The 21,028-nt window shown below is 69.1% G+C and carries 20 protein-coding genes; 9 read left to right on the top strand and 11 right to left on the bottom strand.

The genetic code is table 11. The features are described from left to right. Window positions 1–150 precede the first annotated feature (150 nt). Genes aftB through glf form a run of 5 tightly spaced genes read right to left on the bottom strand, consistent with a single transcriptional unit; the run spans window position 151 to window position 6,627 of the window. Complete coding sequence (gene aftB / locus BST38_RS08240) at window positions 151–2,016, bottom strand: terminal beta-(1->2)-arabinofuranosyltransferase (protein ID WP_181792083.1); 1,866 nt, start codon at window positions 2,014–2,016, stop codon at window positions 151–153. Between the two features lie 37 nt (window positions 2,017–2,053). Further along, a complete protein-coding gene (locus tag BST38_RS08235; protein ID WP_083142801.1) occupies window positions 2,054–2,983 on the bottom strand; it encodes a decaprenyl-phosphate phosphoribosyltransferase in 930 nt (309 codons plus the stop codon). Next, entirely contained in the window at window positions 2,980–3,489 is a 510-nt protein-coding gene (locus tag BST38_RS08230; RefSeq protein WP_083142800.1) for a phosphatase PAP2 family protein, read from the bottom strand. Before BST38_RS08230 ends, BST38_RS08235 begins: the two co-directional genes overlap by 4 nt. Continuing rightward, a complete protein-coding gene (locus BST38_RS08225) occupies window positions 3,482–5,425 on the bottom strand; it encodes a glycosyltransferase (RefSeq protein ID WP_083142799.1) in 1,944 nt (647 codons plus the stop codon). Before BST38_RS08225 ends, BST38_RS08230 begins: the two co-directional genes overlap by 8 nt. Before the next feature lie 2 nt (window positions 5,426–5,427). Continuing rightward, window positions 5,428–6,627, bottom strand: coding sequence for a UDP-galactopyranose mutase (glf, locus tag BST38_RS08220; RefSeq protein ID WP_083142798.1), 1,200 nt, complete (start codon window positions 6,625–6,627; stop codon window positions 5,428–5,430). A 171-nt stretch (window positions 6,628–6,798) separates the two neighbouring features. Here glf and BST38_RS08215 point away from each other — a divergent pair, with 171 nt between their 5' ends. Together BST38_RS08215 and BST38_RS08210 are read left to right on the top strand one after the other, a co-directional pair. Further along, the gene (locus tag BST38_RS08215) at window positions 6,799–7,989 is read left to right on the top strand and encodes a hypothetical protein (RefSeq protein ID WP_083142797.1); all 1,191 of its coding nucleotides are present in this window, start codon (window positions 6,799–6,801) and stop codon (window positions 7,987–7,989) included. A gap of 157 nt (window positions 7,990–8,146) precedes the next feature. Next, window positions 8,147–9,754, top strand: a complete 1,608-nt coding sequence (locus BST38_RS08210) for an N-acetylmuramoyl-L-alanine amidase (RefSeq protein WP_083142796.1) — start codon at window positions 8,147–8,149, stop codon at window positions 9,752–9,754. A gap of 34 nt (window positions 9,755–9,788) precedes the next feature. Here the strand turns inward: BST38_RS08210 and BST38_RS08205 are convergent, their stop codons facing one another. Genes BST38_RS08205 through BST38_RS08195 form a run of 3 tightly spaced genes read right to left on the bottom strand, consistent with a single transcriptional unit; the run spans window position 9,789 to window position 12,138 of the window. Next, the gene (locus BST38_RS08205; RefSeq protein WP_083142795.1) at window positions 9,789–10,601 is read right to left on the bottom strand and encodes a Cof-type HAD-IIB family hydrolase; all 813 of its coding nucleotides are present in this window, start codon (window positions 10,599–10,601) and stop codon (window positions 9,789–9,791) included. Further along, complete coding sequence (locus BST38_RS08200) at window positions 10,598–11,344, bottom strand: lysophospholipid acyltransferase family protein (protein ID WP_083142794.1); 747 nt, start codon at window positions 11,342–11,344, stop codon at window positions 10,598–10,600. The genes BST38_RS08205 and BST38_RS08200 overlap by 4 nt, the downstream gene beginning before the upstream one ends. Window positions 11,345–11,349: 5 nt before the next feature. Then, window positions 11,350–12,138, bottom strand: coding sequence for a lysophospholipid acyltransferase family protein (locus BST38_RS08195; protein WP_083142793.1), 789 nt, complete (start codon window positions 12,136–12,138; stop codon window positions 11,350–11,352). 131 nt (window positions 12,139–12,269) lie between these two features. Here BST38_RS08195 and BST38_RS08190 point away from each other — a divergent pair, with 131 nt between their 5' ends. Both BST38_RS08190 and BST38_RS08185 read left to right on the top strand, forming a co-directional pair. Further along, complete coding sequence (locus BST38_RS08190; RefSeq protein ID WP_083142792.1) at window positions 12,270–13,832, top strand: MBL fold metallo-hydrolase; 1,563 nt, start codon at window positions 12,270–12,272, stop codon at window positions 13,830–13,832. After that, window positions 13,829–14,176 (top strand): hypothetical protein, encoded by a 348-nt coding sequence (locus tag BST38_RS08185; protein ID WP_083142791.1) that lies wholly within the window; start codon window positions 13,829–13,831, stop codon window positions 14,174–14,176. Before BST38_RS08190 ends, BST38_RS08185 begins: the two co-directional genes overlap by 4 nt. Here BST38_RS08185 and serS read toward each other — a convergent pair. Then, on the bottom strand, window positions 14,173–15,432 hold the full coding sequence (serS, locus tag BST38_RS08180) for a serine--tRNA ligase (RefSeq protein WP_083142790.1): 1,260 nt from the start codon (window positions 15,430–15,432) through the stop codon (window positions 14,173–14,175). The genes BST38_RS08185 and serS overlap by 4 nt on opposite strands. Before the next feature lie 123 nt (window positions 15,433–15,555). Between serS and BST38_RS08175 the strand changes: the two genes are divergently transcribed. The 3 genes from BST38_RS08175 (at window position 15,556) to BST38_RS08165 (ending at window position 17,554) form a co-directional block, all read left to right on the top strand. Further along, the gene (locus tag BST38_RS08175; RefSeq protein ID WP_083142789.1) at window positions 15,556–16,935 is read left to right on the top strand and encodes a septum formation family protein; all 1,380 of its coding nucleotides are present in this window, start codon (window positions 15,556–15,558) and stop codon (window positions 16,933–16,935) included. Window positions 16,936–16,939: 4 nt separating this feature from the next. Next, window positions 16,940–17,290: a metallopeptidase family protein gene (locus BST38_RS08170; RefSeq protein WP_083142788.1), complete on the top strand. Its 351-nt coding sequence runs from the start codon at window positions 16,940–16,942 to the stop codon at window positions 17,288–17,290. 63 nt (window positions 17,291–17,353) lie between these two features. Beyond that, entirely contained in the window at window positions 17,354–17,554 is a 201-nt protein-coding gene (locus BST38_RS08165) for a hypothetical protein (protein ID WP_083142787.1), read from the top strand. Here BST38_RS08165 and BST38_RS08160 read toward each other — a convergent pair. Both BST38_RS08160 and pheA read right to left on the bottom strand, forming a co-directional pair. Beyond that, window positions 17,534–18,229 (bottom strand): histidine phosphatase family protein, encoded by a 696-nt coding sequence (locus tag BST38_RS08160; RefSeq protein ID WP_083142786.1) that lies wholly within the window; start codon window positions 18,227–18,229, stop codon window positions 17,534–17,536. The genes BST38_RS08165 and BST38_RS08160 overlap by 21 nt on opposite strands. Continuing rightward, the gene (pheA, locus tag BST38_RS08155; RefSeq protein ID WP_083142785.1) at window positions 18,226–19,155 is read right to left on the bottom strand and encodes a prephenate dehydratase; all 930 of its coding nucleotides are present in this window, start codon (window positions 19,153–19,155) and stop codon (window positions 18,226–18,228) included. Before pheA ends, BST38_RS08160 begins: the two co-directional genes overlap by 4 nt. A 113-nt stretch (window positions 19,156–19,268) precedes the next feature. Here pheA and BST38_RS08150 point away from each other — a divergent pair, with 113 nt between their 5' ends. Both BST38_RS08150 and BST38_RS08145 read left to right on the top strand, forming a co-directional pair. Next, on the top strand, window positions 19,269–20,066 hold the full coding sequence (locus tag BST38_RS08150; protein ID WP_083142983.1) for a DUF2470 domain-containing protein: 798 nt from the start codon (window positions 19,269–19,271) through the stop codon (window positions 20,064–20,066). Window positions 20,067–20,086: 20 nt separating this feature from the next. Continuing rightward, window positions 20,087–20,854, top strand: coding sequence for a CPBP family intramembrane glutamic endopeptidase (locus tag BST38_RS08145; protein WP_083142784.1), 768 nt, complete (start codon window positions 20,087–20,089; stop codon window positions 20,852–20,854). Window positions 20,855–21,028 lie beyond the last annotated feature (174 nt).

The raw sequence follows: 21,028 nt of genomic DNA, 5'->3' as shown, positions 1-21,028 counted from the left end.
TCAGAAAGACCGCTCTGCCAGCAAATCGCGTGATCGCATTTCAAAGACACAAGCAGCGGCACAATCCGGATCCGTCAGACACCCGTCACACGTCTGAGCACCTGCGAAGCGGACAGCTGTTGCGGGAGTGACCAAACCGAGCGCGGCGCCTCACGGACCCGTCGGCGGCATCCCGGTGTAGGGCGGATGGACCGGTTCGGGCAGCGGCACACCACAGCGCGCCAGTTCGTATCGCGGCACCCGGTCGAAGCGGTAGCTGGTGTACTCGGCGGCGTGCACCAGGTTTGACAGGAAACGGCGCGGCCCCATCGGGGCGCGGACCGCGTCGAGCATCTCCTGGGTCTCGGGGCACTGCAGCGCCGCCTCTGCCTGCCGGATCCAGTCCTCGTCGAGGTACCTCGGGATGTAGGGCCGTTCCTTGAAGAACGGTCCCTCGGCGACCGCCCAGTCCGGGAACAGGTTCTTGTCGTGGCCGATCCGGCCGTTCTCGATCCGTTCGGTGTGTGCGGCAAGCGGATTCGCCAGACCGATCTGGTCGATCACGCGGACGTCGAGGCCGAGATTCATGCCGACCATGCCCAGGTTGGTGAAGAAGACGGTGTGCGGCCCCCGGTAATCCGGCGGCGCGTCCGGGGGCGGCGGATAGGCCGGCACCACATCCCACATGTCGTAGTTGCCCGACGGCAGCAGCAACGCGCCGTCCGGGGTGTTCTCGATCGCGGTGAGCACCGCGCGCATGCGCGGGTAGTCCAGATAATCGGCGGCGGTCAGCGGGTGGGCGTGGCCGGTCGCCTGCGCGTAGAACCGTCGCTCGTCGACGATGCCGGTGTAGGTCACCCGCGTCGCATCGGCACCCATGCCCGGCGAGTTCGCGGTCCACAGCGACCAGCCCGCGACCGCCAGCCACAACAGCGCGGTCGCGCCGGCGTACAGGTAGCCGGCACCGCGCGCCATCCTGCGCACGTCGGGCAGCATCAGCGGGATCACCGAAACCGGGGCCAGCATCATGAACAACGGTGTCAGCAGCACGCGACCGTGCATGAAGTCGCCGCCCTGGCGGATCCAGTACAGGCCCTGCAGGAATCCGCTGAGGAGCATGAAAGCCACCACCGCAGAGGGACTTTGCACCATCCGGGCGAACCGGCCCGACCCCGTGGCGGTCGGCCGGTGCACCCGCGGGGAGCGCCCGCACAGCAGCATCACCATCAGCGCCAGCCCGATCAGCAGGACCGCGGGCGCCCACAGCAGATACGGCTGGTTGAAGTTCGCCAGGTAGATGAAACCCTGATGCCACTTCGACCCGGTGGCGTCCTTGGCCACCGCGGTCCCAGGCACCAGAAGTCCGTAGTAGCCCATCCGGAAGATCTGGTAGGCGACCGGAAGCAGGCCTCCGGCGAGGACGATCAGGATGCGCCTGCGCCAGCCGGAGGCGACGATCAGCATCATCACCAACGCCAGCCCGCCGACCAGTGCGAGTTCCGGGCGCACCAGCACACTGAATCCGGCGACGAACGCCAGCGTCATGTCGAACCACGTCGAAGCCGGTTTGTCGCGACGCAGCGCCCAGCTCGCCATCATCCACCACAGCAGGCCCAGATAGGCCAGCACCAAACCGTTTTCGAGACCGGAGGTGGCGAAATCGCGCGCCGGGGGGATCGCGATGTAGACGAGCACACCGGCGGGAAGCATCACCGCCGACCGCCCGCCCAGGACCGGGCCGTACAGCCCCGCGGTGCCCAGCATCACGAACACGACCCCCAGCACGCTGAGGATCAGGGCGAACGTCAGCGCGACGTACTCCAGCCGGGCCGGCCCCGCCACCAGGCCGCCGAAATACATCAGATAGGACCACGCCGTCGAGGTGTTGGCCTCCACCCGCTCGCCGGCGTTGAACACCGGGCCGTTGCCCGCCAACATGTTCCGCGTCGTGCGCAGCACGATCAGCCCGTCGTCGGCGATCCAGCGCCGCTGCCACGCGCCCCAGCCGAAGAGCACCGCGACCACCGCGGTGCTCATCCACAGGCTGATCCGCACCGAAGCGGACGAGCCGGTCTCAGCCGAGGAAGACTGCCGCACCGATGGTCCCGATCCATGCCAGCAACAGCAGTTGCAGTACCCGGTCCTTCAGCGCGATCTCCTCGGGCTCACCGGCGAGTCCGCCGTCGACGTCGACGGCGTAGCGCAGGATCGCGATGGTTATCGGAATGATCGTGACCGCGTACCACGAAGCCGCGGAGCCGTCGCGCTCGAACGCCCACAGGCTGTAGCAGACCACCATCGCGGTGGCGGCCACCGTCCACACGAACCGCAGGTACGACGCCGTGTAACTCTCCAGCGACTTGCGGATCTTGGCCCCGGTGCGCTCGGCGAGTTGCAGTTCGGCGTAGCGCTTGCCGGCCACCATGAACAGCGAACCGAACGTCATCACCAGCAGGAACCACTGCGACAGCGGGATGCCCGCCGCCGCCCCGCCCGCGATGGCGCGGATCAGGTAGGCCGACGACACGATGCAGATGTCGAGCACCGCTTGGTGTTTGAGGCCGAAGCAGTAGGCGAGCTGCATCGCGATGTACACCGCGATGACGATCGTGAGGTTCACCGAGGCCAGCAGCGAGATACCCAGCGACACGACGGCCAGCACCACCGCCAGCGTGTAGGCCAGCCATTCCGGGACCACGCCCGCGGCGATCGGCCGGAATCTCTTGGTCGGGTGCTGGCGGTCGGCCTCGACGTCGCGCGAGTCGTTCACCAGGTAGATGCAGGACGCCGCGAGCGAGAACGCGACGAACGCGATCAGGATGTTGATCGCCAGTTCGTCGAAGTCGTATCGGACGTCGCCACCGAGCGCGGCGACCGGCGCGGCCAGCACGAGCAGGTTCTTCACCCACTGACGTGGCCGCATCGCCTTGATGACACCGGTGAAGATGTTCTTCGGCGGGCCCGCGGTGGAGCTGGTGCCGTGTGCGACCTCGGACGTACTCATGACCGCCTCACTTTTTCGACCGCCTTTGCCACCGCCGCCCCGACGACGACACCGGTCACCACATCCGTCGGGTAATGCACGCCGAGCACCAGACGCGACAACGCCATCGGCGGCACCAGCAGCGCGGGCAGCGGCAGCCCGGTGGGGCGCGCCAGCAACACCGCCGCCGCCGTGGTCGACGTCGCGTGCGCGGACGGGAAGCTCAGCCGGCTCGGCGTTCCGACGTTCACCGCGATCGCCGGGTGATGCGGCCGCTCGCGGCGCACCACCCGCTTGATCACCACGGCGGCCGCGTGTGCCAGGAAGGCGCCCACCCCGGCGGCCACGTACTCGTCGCGCTTGCTCTTGGACAGCAGCGCGCCCAGGCCGGCGACCGCGAGCCAGCCCAGGCTGTGTTCACCGAAGTGTGAAAGTGCCCGCGCCGCAGGCAGAACGCCGGGCCGCTCGGCCACCGCGGATTGCACCGCGACCAGCACGGCGTCCTCACCGCGTGGGCTCTCAGCCATTGACCGACTCCGGCGCCGAGTTCAGCACGCTCTCCCACCGCTGCTGGCTCGTCAGCGTCGGCAGCGCGGCGCGGTACACCTTGCGCATGTGGTTGAACTTGCGGGCCAGCAACGCCTGCCGCTTCAGCGACTCACGCAGCAACTCGAACATCTTGTCGCGGTCCCGCTGGCGGAACACGACGCCGCGTCCGTCGGCCGTGGTCACCGTGACACCGTCGACCTTGCACAGCGAGAACCAGCGCGCGTCCTGCGTCGCGACGTTGATCTGCGGGCGCTGGTGATGGATCGGGTCGTGCGGACGCAACTGGTGGACGACGCCGCGCGCCAACCGGGTCGAGATCGCCAGCGGGTTGGTCGGGATGGTGACCTTCTTGCGCCACCGCTTGTCCGACGGCGCCGGGAGCGTGGTCGCGCTGGGCAGCACGACGGCGTCGGGGTAGTCCTGACGCATCCTGCGCACGTCCGGCAGCGCCGACTCCAGGATCGAGAACAGGTTCTCGGGCCCGGCCAGGAAGTCGTCCATCGCCTTGTTCTGGATGGCGACCGTCGAATACTCAAGGCACAGAAGGTGTTTGAGCGTCGCCTTGACGTGGCTGGCGAGCAGGCCCTTGATGTCGCCGTCCCAGTGCAGCGCCGCGACCACCAACCGGTTGCGCAGGTGGAAGTACGCCTGCCAATCGATCGCGTCGTCCTTGTCGCTCCAGGCCATATGCCAGATCGCCGCACCCGGCAGCGTCACCGTCGGATAGCCGTGCTCGCCGGCGCGCAGGCCGTAGTCGGCGTCGTCCCACTTGATGAACAGCGGCAGCGGCTGGCCGAGTTCCTCGGCGACCTGCCGCGGGATCATGCACATCCACCAGCCGTTGTAGTCGACGTCGATGCGGCGGTGCAGCAGCCTGCTGCGGTATTCCTCTTCGTCGTTGAGCGGGTACTTGGCGAAGTTGTGGTCGTACTCGGTGTTGACCGCGCCGGTCCACATGAAGGTCGCGGCGTCGACCATCTCGCCCATCACGTGCAGGTGCGAGGGCTCCTGCAGGTTGAGCATCTGGCCCCCGACGAGGGTGGGCACCTTCGCGAACCGGTTGAGCGCCAGCGCCCGCAGGATCGAATCGGGTTCGATGCGGATGTCGTCGTCCATGAACAGGATCTGCTCACAGTCGGTGTTCTTCAGCGCCTCGTACATCACGCGGCTGTAGCCGCCGGACCCGCCGAGGTTCGGCTGGTTGTGGATGGACAACCGGTCACCGAGCGCCGCGGCGGCTTCGGTGAAACCGGGATGGTCCTTGGCCTTGTTGTTGCCCTGGTCGGACACGATCACCGCGGTGATGACCTCGTCGACCAGCGGGTCGGAGGTCAGCGCGGCCAGCGCGCTGACGCAGTCGGCCGGCCGGTTGAAGGTCGGGATGCCGACGGCGACGCTCGCCCGTCCGGGGGCGGGCAGCGGCGCGTACCAGGCCGCGTGGTGCAGCGTGGACTTCGCGTCGGTGGTGATGTCGAACCAGATCCAGCCGCCGTCCTCGAACGGGGCCAGTTCGATCTCGAACTCGGCGACGGCTGGTTCGCCCTCGACCGTGCTGACGACCGGGGCCCCGCCGACGGTGATGCGGGCACCGGTGGCCTTCGAGCGGTACACGTCCACCCGGGCGCTGCCCGACAGTTCGACGCGCAGCACCACCGACTCCAGGATCGACCAGCGCCGCCAGTAGCTGGCCGGGAACGCGTTGAAGTAGGTGGCGAACGACACCTCGGACTCGGGCCCGATCTCCAGCGACGTTCGGGTCGGGGCGTGTGCGCGGCGGGCGTTGGTCTCCGATTCCTCGACGTAGAGCTTGCGGACGTCCAACGGCTCGCCTGGCCGCGGCAGGATGATGCGGGCCAACGGGCTGACCGCGCGTGACTGCCCGGTATCCAGCGCACCGGACGGAATGTCACTCATGCTCAACTGCTTTCTGTCTCGGGGTCGGCCAGCGGCGCGCCGTCGCGCAGATGCGGCGCGAGGACGTTGTCGTACATATTCAGCGCGCTGGCGATCGCCATGTGCATGTCCAGGTACTGGTAGGTGCCGAGCCGGCCGCCGAACAGGACCTTCGACGACGCCGTCTCCGCCTTGGCCCGCGCCCGGTAGGCGGCGAGCACCGCGCGGTCGGCGTCGGTGTTGATCGGATAGTAGGGCTCGTCGTCGTTCTCGGCGAACCGCGAGTACTCCCGCATGATCACCGTCTTGTCGTCGGGATAGTCCCGCTCCGGGTGGAAGTGCCGGAACTCGTGGATCCGGGTGAAGGGCACGTCGGCGTCGTTGTAGTTCATCACCGGCGTGCCCTGGAAATCTCCGGTCGGCACCACCTCGAGCTCGAAGTCCAGCGTGCGCCAGCCCAGCCGGCCCTCGGCGTAGCCGAAGTAGCGGTCCAGCGGGCCGGTGTACACGACCGGGGCGTCCGGGTTCGCGGCCCGCAGTTCTTCACCGACGTCGAACCAGTCGGTGTCCAGCCGCACCTCGATGCGCTCGTCGGCGGCCATGTTCTCCAGCCACGCGGTGTAGCCGTCGACGGGCAGACCCTCGTAGGTGTCGTTGAAGTACCGGTTGTCGAAGGTGTAGCGCACCGGCAGCCGGGTGATGTTGCTCGCGGGCAGCTGCTTGGGGTCGGTCTGCCATTGCTTGGCGGTGTAGTGCTTGACGAACGCCTCGTACAGCGGGCGCCCGATCAGCGAGATCGCCTTCTCTTCGAGGTTCTGCGCGTCGGCCGTTTCGATCTCGGCGGACTGCTCCTTGATCAGCGCGCGCGCCTCGTCCGGCGTGAAGTACCGGCCGAAGAACTGGCTGACCAGGCCCAGCCCCATCGGGAACTGGTAGGCCTGACCGTTGTGCAGCGCGAAGACGCGGTGCTGATAGCCGGTGAAATCGGTGAATTGGCGCACGTAATCCCACACCCGCTGATTACTGGTGTGGAACAGGTGCGCGCCGTACTTGTGGATCTCGATGCCGGTCTCGGGCTCCGGTTCGGAGTAGGCGTTACCGCCGATGTGCGGGCGCCGTTCGACGACCAGAACACGCTTACCGAGCTGCGTGGCCGCCCGCTCGGCGATTGTGAGACCGAAGAACCCGGAGCCCACGACGAAGAGATCGAATCCAGAGTTCATCGGCAGCAAGGGTATCCGACCGCGCACTGATCACCCGAGTTGGCCGAGCCGTCCAGGTCGCGATTCGCTCACGATTCCATATCGTCACTCTAGTCACAGCTGTCACATCAGTAGCATCAGTCACGTACGCCAGAACCGTATCCGCGTAATCCATGTATTAGGGAGACTTCCGTGCCGAACCGACGTCGCCGCCGGCTCTCGACAGCCCTGAGCACAGTCGCCGCTCTGGCCGTCGCAAGTCCAGTTGCAGTCATTGCCGTTTCCGAATTGTCCGCCGCAGGAGCGCTCGACAACGAGCCGCAGCATCGCGAGTTCGTCCAGGCCGCCAGCATCGCCGACCTACCCGGCGAGCTGATGACGGCGCTGTCGCAGGGCCTTTCCCAGTTCGGTATCAACCTGCCTCCGCTTCCGACCGGCCTGTTGACCGGAACCAGCTCGTCGCCGACCACGCTGATGCCCGGACTGGGCACCGCCGGGCTCACCTCCCCCGGGTTGATGCCCGGGCTGTCCGCGGCCCCGTCGCTGACCGATCCGAGCCTGGCCAATCCGGCCCTGACCAATCCGGCGCTGACCAGCCCGACCGGCGCCATGCCCGGGTTGACCACGCCCGGTCTGACCACGCCCAGCCTGACCGACCCGGCGCTGGCCTCCCCCGGTCTGACCACGCCCGGTCTGACCACGCCCAGCCTGACCGACCCGGCGCTGGCCTCCCCCGGCCTGACCACGCCCGGTCTGACCACGCCCAGCCTGACCGACCCGGCGCTGGCCTCCCCCGGTCTGACCACGCCCGGTCTGACCACGCCCAGCCTGACCGACCCGGCGCTGGCCTCCCCCGGTCTGACCACGCCCGGTCTGACCACGCCCAGCCTGACCGACCCGGCGCTGGCCTCCCCCGGCCTGACGACCCCGTCGCTGACCGACCCGGCCCTGTCCACGCCCGGACTGAGTACGCCCGGACTGACCACGCCGAGCCTGACCGACCCCGCACTCGGTGTCTCGCCGATCTCGACGGGCCTGACGGCCCCCGGTGAGATCCCGATCTCGGCGCCGATCGGCCTCGACCCGGCGCTGGGCTCCTACCCGGTGCTCGGCGATCCGACGCTGGCCGCGACGCAGCCGGTGTCGACCAGCAGCGGCGGGCTGCTCGGCGATCTGGCCAGCGCGGCCGATTCGCTGGGTGCCGGCGAGGCGATCGACCTGCTCAAGGGCGTGCTGATGCCCGCGATCATGTCGGCGGTCAAGCCGCCCGTACCGCCGGTCCCGGCCGCGCCGCTGGCCACCGCCGCCGGTGAGGTCGGCGAGGCCGCCCCGGTCGAGGCCGGCCTGGGTGCCGCCGAGGCCAGCTTCGAGCCGGGAGCCTGAGCCAGACTCCTTCTCAGTCCTGTCACGGAACGGCACCGCAGAAGCGCCAGCACGCTCTGCGGTGCCGTTGCGTGTAGAGGGCCCCGCGCGTAAGGGGTCCTGCGGTTTCGGTGTGTCGCAACACGGGTATCAGTTGTCACATACGTAACATCAGTCCGTGCTGTATCCGCGCCGCGCACCATCGGTGCTGTTCACCGCGCTAGCGGCGACAGTGCTGCTGCTGCCGTGGGCGATCACCGGACTCCCCGGCGAGGACGACCGTCCCGCCGCGTCCGCGCCCCAACTCGCCCAGCAACCGCTGCCCGATCTCGGCGGCGGTGAGACCATCCGGGAGCTCCACCAGGACACCCCGTTCTCGATGGTCGCGCTGACCTCCGACGATCTCACCGGCACGTCGGCACGGGTGCGGGCCAAGAAGGACGACGGCACCTGGGGCCCGTGGTACCAGGCCGAACCCCTCGAGGGCGTCGGCGCCGACCTGCCCGGCCCCCGCGGCACCGAACCGGTGTTCATCGGCCGCACCACGACCGTGCAGATCGCGGTGACGCGCCCGCACGACGCCCCGGTCACCGCGCCGGCGGCCCCCGAGACCGACGGCCCGGAGCTCGGGTACGTGCCCGCCAACGTCGAGCAGTCGTTCGCCCAGAACATCACCGCGGTGCTGATCAGCCCGCCCGAGGCGCCGCCGGATCTCGGCCCGCTGCCCAACGCCTTGACCCCCGCCGGCCAGCCTCCGCACATCATCAACCGCGCGCAGTGGGGTGCCGACGAGGGGATGCGGTGCGGAGAGCCGCGCTACGACACCAAGGTTCGCGCCGGTGTCGTCCACCACACGGCCGGCAGCAACGAGTACGCGCCGGAGGATTCCGCGGGCATCATCAGATCGATCTACGAGTACCACACCCGGACGCTGGGCTGGTGCGACATCGCCTACAACGCGATGGTGGACAAGTACGGCCAGGTCTTCGAGGGCCGCGCGGGCGGTATGACGCGGCCCGTCGAGGGTGCGCACACCGGCGGCTTCAACCACAACACCTGGGGCGTCGCGATGCTCGGCAACTTCGAGACCGTGCCGCCGACCCCGGTGCAATTGCGTAACACCGCACGGCTTCTCGGCTGGGTGCTGGGCCAGTCCAGTGTCGACCCGCTGGGTTCGGTGGTGCTGCCGTCCGAGGGCGGCTCGTTCACCAAGTTCCCGTTCGGCGCCACCCCGACGCTGCCGACGATCTTCACCCACCGCGACGTCGGGAACACCGAGTGCCCTGGCGCTGCCGCGTATGCGCTGATGCCCGAGATCCGCAACATCGCCGCGCGGTTCAACGATCCGCCCGGACCGGAGCAACTCGCCGAAACCCTGCGCGGTGGCGCGATCCACGCCAAGTGGGAGGCCATGGGCGGGATGAACAGCTACCTCGGCCGGCCCACGTCGCCGGAGGCCTCCGGGCTGGGCGCGACGCGCTATGTGACCTTCGAGCACGGGGCCGTGTACTGGTCCCCAGAGACCGGGGCGCAGCCGATCACCGGTGAGCTGTACCGCGCCTGGGGTGCGCTCGGGTTCGAGCGCGGCGCGCTGGGACTGCCGACCAGCGGCGAGATCCCGGAACCGCTGTGGATCGTGCAGAACTTCCAGCACGGCACGCTGAACTTCGACCGGGAGAACGGCAGGGTGACACGAGTGACCGACGGGGTGCCCGTCGAACTGCCGCCCGCCGATCTCAATCCCGTTCAGCTGGAGCGGTTCACCCCGCCGAGCAACCCGGCCTGACGCGAACCTGCCGGTTCCTGTCGTATCCCGGTGTCTAACGCCACCAGCGTTCGAGGACACGCGCGACACCGTCTTCGGCGTTCGTCACGGTCACCTCGTCGGCCGCGGCGATCGCTTCCGGGTGCGCATTGCCCATCGCGACGCCGAGGCCGGCCCACCCGAGCATCGGAATGTCGTTGGGCATGTCCCCGAACGTCACGATGTCGGCCGCGTCGATGCCCAGCGGGCGGGCCACCTCGTCGATACCGGTGGCCTTGCTGACCCCGAGCGGCACCACCTCGATCAGCCCGTTGTTGGTCGAATACGTCAGGTCCCCCGCCAGGCCGACGTGTCGGGCCAGCACCTCGGCCATGTCGGCGCTGCGCGCCCCGGCCTTACGGATCAGCAGCTTCACCGCGGGTGCGCTCAGCAGGTCCTCGACCGAGACCTCGGTGTTGTCCGGGTTCAGCCACGCGTGCTCGTAGCCCGGTGAGCTGACGAACTGCGGGGTGGCCGCGTCGTGCGCGCTCTGGCCGACGCGTTCCACGGCCAGACCCGCTCCGGGGATCACCCGCGTCGCGATCTCGGCGAGCTCACCGAGTTCGTCGGTCGACAGCGTGCGTGCCGACACGATCCGGTCGGTGGCCGGGTCGTAGATCACCGCGCCGTTGGCGCACACCGCCATCGGCGCGAACCCCAGCTGGTCCACGATCGGCTGCACCCACCGCGGCGGCCTGCCCGTCGCGAGCACGAATCGCGTACCCGCGTCCACGGCGGCGCGCACCACCGACCGCGTGCGGGGGGTGACGTTCTCGTCGTCGTCGATCAGGGTGCCGTCGACGTCCGTCGCGATCAGCAGCGGCGTCATCGGCGCTCGCCCCGTCTGTGCGCGCGCTCTGCCATCTCGGCCTCCTCTATCAGTCGCGCCTCCGCCGGGGTCGGTGCCCCACCGCCGAGGCGCCGCGGCAGCCAGAACGCTCCCGGCGGCTGTTCGTAGCCGTCCTGCGCCCGGTGCAGCAGACGGTTCATCTCGGCACGAAGCGTCGCGTCCAGCGCCACCGCATCACCGGACGAATCGATCGGCGCACCGACGATGACGGTCACCGGGAACTTGTTGCGTCCCACCGCTTTCGGGTGACCCTTGGTCCAAATCCGCTGGGCGCCCCAGACGATCAGCGGCACGATCGGCACCTGCGCCTCCCGGGCCATCCGGACCGCACCGGACTTGAATTCCTTGAGCTCGAAGCTGCGGCTGATCGTCGCCTCCGGGTAAACCCCGACGAGTTCTCCGTCGCGAAGCGAGGCGACCGCGGCGGCGTAGGCGCCCGCTCCGGCCTGCCGGTCGACCGGGATCGTCCTGGTGTGCTTGATCAGCCAGCCGATGGGCCGCACCTCGTTCATCTCCGCCTTGATCATGAACCGCATGCGGCGCCCCCGCCGGTTCGCGGCGAGTGCGGCGGGCAGGAAGTCGACGTAGCCGGTGTGGTTGATGGCGACCACCGCGCCACCGGTGGCGGGCAGGTTGTCGAGGCCGCGGAAGGTGATCTTCGTGCCGGTGGCCCACACCGCGAACTTGGCCGTGACCTCGAGCGCGCGGAAGACCGGTTCCATCTGGGCTACCCCGGCGCCTCGGAGGCTCCGGCGTCCAGTCCGGGCGTCCCGCCGCGCCGGGCGGCCTTTTGCGCTGCTTCCTCGGCGTCCATCCGGTTGGCCTCGGCGAGCGTCGGCGCGCCGCCGCCCATCCGGTGCGGCACCCAGAACTCACCGGGCGGGTGCGGGCCGTAGGCGTCCTGCACCTGCTCCAGCAGATGCTGCATGCGGGAGTGCAACAGCGCGGTCAACTCGGACGCGGGCAGCGTCGGCTCGATCGGGGTGCCGACGGCGATGTGGATCGGCACCTTCGGCCGCTTCATGTTCTTCGGATGGCCCTTGGTCCAGATCCGCTGGGCGCCCCACACGATGTGCGGCACGATCGGCACGTTCGCCGCGATCGCCATCCGCGCCGCGCCGGACTTGAACTCCTTGATCTCGAAGCTGCGGCTGATCGTCGCCTCGGGATAGACGCCGACGAACTCCCCGGCGGCCAGCCTGCGGCAGGCCTCGTCGAAGGACGCCGCGCCGCTGTCCCGGTCGACCGGGATGTGGCGCATTCCGCGCATCAACGGGCCGCTGATCTTGTTGTCGAAGACTTCCTTCTTCGCCATGAACCGCACCTTGCGGCCCAGGTGCTGCTGGTAGGCGGGCAGCCCGGCGAACGTGAAGTCGAAATAGCTGGTGTGGTTGATCGCGATGACCGCGCCACCGGTCTTGGGCAGATTCTCGACGCCGGTGATCGTGAACTTCAGCCCCTGGATCCGCCAGACCAGCCGAGCGATCTGGATGGCGGTGCCATATACCGGTTCCACAGCCGCCAGCGTAGTGCGCTGGGGCACACCCGAGGCAAGCGGAGGCGTTCGCCGGCACGAGGAGCCCCTTGCGCCCGGCTAAACTGCCAGACGGGCAAGGAGTTTGGGTATCCGGCCCGGAAGGGACATCTGTGCAGGTCACCAGCGTCGGGCATGCGGGTTTCCGCATCGACACCAAAGCGGGCAGCATTCTGTGCGACCCGTGGGTCAACCCCGCTTACTTCGCGTCCTGGTTTCCGTTCCCCGACAACACCGGACTGGACTGGGCCGCGCTCGGCGACGTCGACTACCTCTACGTCTCGCACCTGCACAAGGACCACTTCGACCCCAAGAACCTCAGCGAGAACGTCAACAAGGACGCGGTGGTCCTGCTGCCGGACTTCCCGGTGCCGGATCTGCGCCGCGAACTGGAGAAACTCGGGTTCCACACGTTCTTCGAGACCACCGATTCGGTCAAGCACCGGGTCAGCGGCCCCAAGGGCGACCTCGATGTGATGATCGTCGCGCTGCGCGCGCCCGCCGACGGCCCGATCGGCGACTCCGGCCTGATCGTCGACGACGGCGAGACGGTCGCGTTCAACATGAACGACGCGCGCCCCGTGGATCTCGACATGGTGCACGCCGACTTCGGCCAGGTCGACGTGCACATGCTGCAGTACTCGGGGGCGATCTGGTACCCGATGGTCTACGACATGCCGGCCCGCGCCAAGGAGGCGTTCGGCGTGCAGAAGCGGCAACGACAGATGGACCGCTGCCGCCAGTACATCGCCCAGGTCGGCGCGACATGGGTGATCCCGTCCGCCGGCCCCCCGTGCTTCCTGGATCCGGAGCTGCGCGACCTCAACGACGACCACGGCGACCCGGCGAACATCTTCCCCGACCAGATGGTGTTCCTGGACCAGATGCGCAGCCACGGCCACCACGGCGGACTGCTGATGATCCCCGGTTCGACCGCGGATCTGACCGGTTCGCAACTGAATTCGCTGACACACCCGATCCCGGAGGCCGACGTCGAGGCGATCTTCACGACCGGCAAGGCCGCCTACATCGAGGATTTCGCCGAGCGGATGGCGCCCGTGCTCGCTGCCGAGAAGGCGGGCTGGGCGCCGGCCACCGGTGAGCCGCTGCTGGAGCCGCTGCGCGAGCTGTTCGAACCGATCATGGTGCAGTCCGATCAGATCTGCGACGGCATCGGTTATCCCGTCGAGTTGCGGCTGCGATCCGGGGACCGCGAAGAAGTAGTGGTGTTGGACTTCCCGAAACGCGCTGTGCGCGAACCGATCCCGGACGAGAAGTTCCGCTACGGTTTCGGCATCGCGCCCGAACTGGTGCGCACCGTACTGCGCGACAACGAACCCGACTGGGTGAACACCATCTTCCTGTCGACCCGGTTCACCGCGTGGCGGGTCGGCGGATACAACGAGTACCTGTACACGTTCTTCAAGTGCCTCACCGACGAGCGCATCGCCTACGCCGACGGCTGGTTCGCCGAGGCCCATGACGACAGCGCGTCGATCACGCTCGACGGCTGGGAGATCCAGCGCCGCTGCCCGCATCTGAAGGCCGATCTGTCCAAGTTCGGCGTCGTCGAGGGCGACACCCTGACCTGCAATCTGCACGGCTGGCAGTGGAACCTGCCCAACGGGAGATGCCTGACCACCAAAGGCCACGAACTGAGGTCGGAGAAGCTATGACAGACGCCGGCGCGCAGACCCTCTACTACGACGACGGACGCATCCAGCTCGATCACGAGGCACTGACGCTGCGGCGCTACCACTTTCCGTCGGGCACGTCGAAAGTCATTCCGCTGCGCAAGATCCGGAGCTACTCCGCCGACCCGCTCGGCACGTTCACCCACCGTTTCCGGGTGTGGGGCAGCTCCGACTTCCGCCGCTGGCTGCCACTGGACACCAGCAGGCCGTTCCGGTCCACGCTGGTGACCCTCGACGTCGAGGGAGTGCGGTTCAAACCGGCGTGCACCCCGGCCGACCCGGACGAGTTCGTCCGCGTGCTCGACCGGCTACTGGCCGCCCGTTAGCTTTTCGGGCGCAGGACGTCGGTGCCGACGTAGGGCACCAGCGCCTCGGGAACCCGCACGCTGCCGTCGGGCTGCTGATGGTTCTCCAGGATCGCGACCAGCCAGCGGGTGGTGGCCAGCGTCCCGTTCAGCGTCGCAGCCGTCTGCGGCTTGCCGTTCTCGTCGCGGTAGCGCACCGAGAGCCTGCGGGCCTGGAACGTGGTGCAGTTCGATGTCGAGGTCAGCTCGCGGTAGGTCTGCTGGGTCGGCACCCACGCCTCGCAGTCGTACTTGCGCGCCGCCGACGAGCCGAGGTCACCTGCGGCGATGTCGATGACGCGGTAGGGCACCTCGATCGCGGCCAGCATCTGCCGCTGCCAGCCGAGCAGCCGTTCGTGCTCGGCCTCGGCGTCCTCGGGCCTGCAGTAGACGAAGCCCTCGACCTTGTCGAACTGGTGCACCCGGATGATGCCGCGGGTGTCCTTGCCGTAGCTGCCCGCCTCGCGGCGGAAGCACGACGACCATCCGGCGTAGCGCAGCGGACCGTCGGAGAGGTCGAGGATCTCGTTGGAGCGGAACCCGGCCAGCGGCACCTCGGACGTCCCGACCAGGTACAGATCATCTTCTTCGAGGTGGTAGATCTCGTCGGCGTGCGCACCCAGGAACCCGGTGCCACGCATGATCTCGGGCCGCACCAGCACCGGCGGCACCACCAGCGTGAAACCGTTCTCGGTCGCGGTGCGCACCGCGAGCTGGAACAGGCCCAGCTGCAGTAGCGCGCCGTAGCCGGTCAGGAAGTAGAACCGCGAGCCGGACACCTTGGCGCCGCGCTCCATGTCGATCAGTCCCAGCGCCTCACCGAGCTCGAGGTGGTCCTTGGCGTCGGGGATGACCGGCGGTTCACCGACGGTGTCGAGCACCACGAAGTCGTCCTCGCCCCCGGCCGGGACTCCGTCGATGATCACGTTCGAGATCGCCATGTGCGCCGCGGCATACGCGGCTTCGGCGGCGGCCTGCTCGGCCTCGGCGGCCTTGACCTTCTCGGCGAGTTCCTTCGCGTTGGCCAGCAGTGCGGGCCGCTCCTCCGGGGAGGCCTTGCCGATCAGCTTGCTGGCCGCTTTCTGCTCCGCACGCAGGTTGTCGGCGGCCGAGATCGCCGCGCGCCGAGCGGTGTCCGCGTCGGCCAGCGCGTCGACGAGACCGGGATCCTCGCCCCGGGCCCGTTGCGAGGCGCGCACGACATCCGGGTTCTCTCGCAGCACTTTGAGGTCGATCACGGGCCAACCCTACGGTGTCCGACAGCCGCCCGGCACAACCGTGTGCCGTCGTCACCGGCGCGGCTTCAGTCGCATCACATTACAACTGCATCACTTGTCACAGCACCTGACACGCCTGTCACAATGGAGCGGATGTCTGAGTCTTCCGGTCCCTGGTGGAGGAGCCTGCAAGCCGCCTCGACGCGGCGCGCCCTCCTTCTGACGGCGCTCGGCGGGCTCTTGATCGCCGGGGTGATCACCGTGCTCCCCGAGACCTCCCCGAGCGGTGGGCTCACCGCGAACTCGATCTCGCTGGGTCCCCGCGGCAACGACACCTTCGACCACGCCAAATCCGGTGACTGCCTGAACTGGCCGGAACGGACCCCGGACGCGGCCGAGATCGTCGATTGCGCCGGTGAGCACCGGTTCGAGGTGGCCGAGTCGGTCGACATGCGGACCTTCCCGGGCAGCGAGTACGGCCCCGACGCCGCGCCGCCGTCCCCGGCGCGCATCCAGCAGATCAGCCAGGAGCAGTGCTCGGCGGCGGTCCAGCGCTACCTGGGCCCGCGTTTCGACCCGAACAGCCGCTTCAGCGTCAGCATGCTGTGGTCCGGCGACAAGGCCTGGCGGCAGTCCGGCGAGCGCCGGATGCTGTGCGGACTGCAACTGCCCGGCCCGAACAATCAGCAGCTCGCGTTCACCGGCAAGGTCGCCGAGATCGACCAGTCAAAGGTCTGGCCCGCGGGCACGTGCCTGGGCATCGACCCGGCCACCAATCAGCCCACCGACATCCCGGTCGACTGCGCCGCGCCGCACGCGATGGAGGTCACCGGCGCGGTCGACCTCGCCGCGAAGTTCCCGGACGCCCTGCCCGCGGAGAACCAGCAGGACACGTTCATCAAGGACGAGTGCACCAAGATGACCGACGCCTACCTGGCGCCGATCAAACTGCGCGAGACGACGCTGACCCTGGTCTACAGCACGGTGTCGTTGCCGAGCTGGTCGGCGGGCAGCCGCCAGGTGTCGTGCAGCATCGGCGCGACGCTGGGCAACGGCGGTTGGTCCACGCTGCTCAACAGCGCCAAGGGGCCGCTGATGATCAACGGCCAGCCTCCGGTCCCGCCGCCGGACATCCCGGAGGAGCGGCTGAACCTCCCGCCGATCCCGATCCCCGACTCACCGAGCTCGTCGTCGAGTTCCGGTTCGTCGAGCTCCAGTTCGTCCTCGAGTTCGTCCGGTTCGGGCTCGTCGACCTCGACGTCGGACAGCAGCGACCAGCAGACCGTGCACGGCCCGCCCGCACCCGTCGCCGAGGCACCCCAGCCACCGGCCGAGCCACTGCCCGAACAGGGCGGCAACACGTTCCTGAACGGGCCCCCGCCTCCGCCTGGTACGGCTCCGCCCGCCGATCAGCTGCCTCCGCCACCACCCGAGGCCGTACCACCACCGCCGCCGCTGTTCCCGCCGCCGGCTCCGCCCGCGGAACCGTTGCCGCCCGCGCCGCCGCTACCGCCCGGGGTGTAGCCGGGTGGCCGTGCGGATGAGCCCGCAACGGTTCGAAGAGTTGGTCGGCGACGCGCTCGATCTCCTTCCGCCGCAGTTGGCGTCTGCGATCGACAACGTCGTGATCCTGGTCGCCGACCGCAACGAGGACGAGCCCGATCTGCTGGGCCTCTACGAGGGCGTCGCGCTGACCGAGCGGGATTCCTGGTACGCCGGATCGTTGCCGGACACCATCACCATCTACCGCGAAGCTCTGCTCGACGTGTGCGGTGACGAACAGGAGGTCGTCGACGAGGTCGCGATCACCGTCATCCACGAGATCGCGCACCACTTCGGCATCGACGACGAACGTCTGCACGAACTGGGCTGGGGCTGACCGGCCGGCGAAATGACCGCGCGCCCGCTGTGATTCGTCGGTCCCGAGTGCTATGAACGGCACATGACCGAACAGTGCCGCGCCTGCCGTACGGGGTTGGAGCACTGCCATGGCGCGTTGATCCACCACACCGTCCGGCGCCCCGAATGCACCGAGGACGACTGCTTCGTCGCCGCCTCCGACCACGACATGCACCTCGACTGCAGCGCGGTCGGATGCCTGTGTGACGAGTTCGCCGCCGAATCAGCCCATCGGGTCGGCTGAGCGCGCGTCAGCCGTCGTCACCGGCGCCTCCGGTTCGAAGGGCGGCGTCAGCGTGCCCCACTGCACACAACTCCACCGCCCGCCGGTGACGGGCGCCAGTACCACCGATTCGGTGTTGGCCAGGTGGTGGTCGATCGCGAACGTGCTGTCGACCCCGGCCAGGACCGCCGACACGAGGCGGATCGCGGCGCCGTGGCTGACCACGACGATGTCGCCGCGCCATGCCGCGTCGTCGAGGTAGTGCATCCGCAGCTGGTCGAGCACGGGCACGTAGCGCCCGAGCACCTGGCGCGCGGTCTCGCCGCCGGGCACGGCGAGGTCCAGTTCGCCGCCGTGCCACCGCCGGTAGACGTCGTTGAACTCGTCGTGGGCGGCCTCGTCGGAGCGGTCCTCCAGCTCACCGGCCTGGACCTCGTGGATGCCCTCGAACGGCACCGGTCCCGCGCCGGCGAAGGTCCGGCCGATCTCCTCGGCGATCTGGGCCGCGGTCTGCACGGCGCGGGTCGCGATCGAATGGGTGATCATCGCCGGCGGCCGGGTCAGGCCCCGCGCGAACTCGCGTGCCTGATCGCGGCCGAGACCGGTCAGCTCGGCACCGGGCGGGCGGGTGTCGAGGCGCCGTTCCACGTTGGCATGCGACTGACCGTGCCGGACCAGGACAAGCCGTCCGCTCACGGTTTGCCCTCCCGCAGCCGCTGTAGCCACGCCGCCGCGTCGTCGAACGACGGCGGCAGGGCGCCGACGACGTCCCCCGTCGGCCAGGACCCGAGATAGCGGACGTCGGCGCAGCGGCGGTACAGCGCCCGCATCGCCTCGGCCACCGAATCGTCGTCGATATGCCCGATGAAGTCGAGATAGAACTTGTAGGTGCCCAATTCCGTTCGGGTGGGCCGGGATTCGATACCGGTCAGGTCGATGTCGCGGATCGCGAGCTCGTTCATCGCACCGACCAGCGCACCGGGTTTGTTGTCGAGTCGCAGCACCACCGACGTCCGGTCGGCGCCGGTGCGCGGCGGCGGCGGACCGGGGCAGCCGACGAGTACGAACCGGGTGCGGGCGTTCGGTTCGTCGACGATGCCCGACGCCAGCGTGTCGAGGCCGTAACGCTCGGTGGCCAGCGCGGTGCTGACCGCCGCGTCCGCCCGGCCGGCCGCGACGTCCTGCGCGGCGGCGGCGTTCGAATTCGACGGAACCAGTTCGGTGTTCGGCAGGTTGGCGCTCAGCCACTTCTTCACCTGGGCGGCGGCCACCGGGAACGCCGCGACGGTGCGCACGTCGGCCGCGGCGAGACCGGGGCGCACCGCGATCGTGAACGACACGTCCAGGGTCAGTTCGGCGTAGATCTGCAGCGGGTCACCTTCGGCCAGGCTGTCCAGCGTCGGGAGGACCGGGCCGTCGATGGAGTTCTCGATCGGCACACAGGCGAACTGCACGGCGCCGGCGCGGACCGCCTCCAGCGCGGCGGGCGTGCTGTCGGTCGCGACCGGGGTCAGCGCCTCGGCGCCCGAATCCGCCGACGGGATCATGCCGATGGCGGCGAGTGCGCGCAGCGCTGCCTCGGTGAAGGTCCCCTCGGGACCGAGGTATGCGATGCCGGGCACCGCCCCACCTTATCTGTCGGCGCGGTAATCCCGTTCCGCTGCGGGAAGGCCTTGCGCTCCGCCGGGCACCCAAGTTAACTTAGGCTCACCTTACCAAGTGAAAGGCGGGCATGATGGCTTCTCCGGCACTGACTGCAGCTCCCACGACGGCGGAGCGGATCCGCAGCGCGTGCGCGCGGGCCGGCGGCGCGATGCTCGCCGTCGAGGGACTCGAACCGGCCACCACGCCGGTGCACCACCTCCTCGACGACGGGTCGTTCGCGATCACCGTGCCGGGCCACGGCGCGCTGGCCGCGGCGGTGGTGTCCTCGGGCAACGCGGGCATCCAGGCCGTGCTGGAGATGACCGACTACTCGCCGCTGCCGCTGCGCGAACCGGTGCGCTCGCTGGTCTGGATCCAGGGAGTGCTGCGCGACGTCGCGAGCTCCGAGGTCGCCGGACTGCTCGACCTGATCGCCACATCCGAGCCCAATCCAGCGCTGCTGCAGGTCAATTCCGGTGACAACCGGGACGGCGAGACCCGCTATGCGTTGCTGCGCCTGGAGATCGAGTCCGTCGTGGTCGCCGATTCGACCGGCGCGGAGTCCGTCGCGGTCGGTGAACTGCTCGGCGCACGCCCGGACCCGTTCTGCGCCATGGAATCCAGCTGGCTGCAGCACATGGAGTCCGCACATCGCGACATGGTCGACCGCCTCGCCACCCGACTGCCCACCTCGCTGCAGCGCGGCCGGGTCCGCCCGCTCGGCCTGGACCGCTACGGCGTCTCACTGCGGGTCGAGAGCGAGAACGGCGACCACGACGTGCGGCTGCCGTTCGGCAAACCCGTTGACGACGTGACCGGGCTCAGCCGGGCGATCCGGGTGCTGATGGGCTGCCCGTTCCTCAACGGGCTGCGCGCGCGGGGAGCCTGACAGCCACTACCGTGACTGCGGTGAGCGCGACCGACGACGAGCTGACCGAGCCGCAACGCCGGGCGCTACGACTGGAGATCGCCGTCGTGCTGGCGGTCACGTTCGGGCTCAGCGCGTACACGGCGCTGCTGAGGATCATCGAGGGCGTGCTGCTCGGCCTGGCCGGGCAGACCGTCGCGCTGAATCCGAAGAGGTCCCCGTTCGATCTGATCGATCTGGGACTGAACCTCGCCAGCCTGTTCCAGCTGCTCGCCTGGGGTGCGCTCGCGGTCTACCTGCTCTGGCGCGGCGGCGACGGCCCGGCCCGCATCGGACTGGCCCGGATCCGTTGGCGCCAGGACATTCTCGGCGGCGTCGGGCTCGCGCTGCTGATCGGCGTCCCCGGCCTGGCGCTCTATCAGATCGCCCGCCTCCTCGGCGCCAACGCGTCGGTCGAGCCGGCCGAGCTCAACGACACCTGGTGGCGCATCCCGGTTCTGCTGCTGCTGGCGTTCGGCAACGGCTGGGCCGAAGAGGTGATCGTCGTCGGGTTCCTGATGACCCGGCTGCGCCAGCTGCGCGTGAATCCGTGGGTGGCGCTGGCGGCCTCGGCTCTGCTCCGTGGCCTCTATCACCTGTACCAGGGGTTCGGCGCGGGCCTGGGCAACGTCGCGATGGGACTGGTGTTCGGCTACGTATGGCAGCGCACCGGCCGGTTGTGGCCGTTGATCGTCGCGCACACACTGATCGACGTCGTCGCGTTCGTCGGATACTCGCTACTGGCGGGTCGGCTGAGTTGGCTGCTCTAACACGTACATTCTTAGGGTGACCGACAAGCGGCCACCCTTCCCGGGGCCGGTGCCGCCGCCTCCTCCGCGCGGAACCCCGTGGCGCCGCGAGCACTCGGAGGTCATCCGGCGCGACCCGAACTACCGTCCGCCGCTCACCCCGTCTCCCCGCCAGGCGCCACCTCCCCGCCAGGC

The sequence above is a fragment of the Mycolicibacterium parafortuitum genome, assembly GCF_002086815.1.
Taxonomy (GTDB): Bacteria; Actinomycetota; Actinomycetes; order Mycobacteriales; family Mycobacteriaceae; genus Mycobacterium; species Mycobacterium parafortuitum.
Note: the sequence above shows the minus strand (reverse complement) of the source record. Positions and strands in the feature narration are given on the sequence as shown.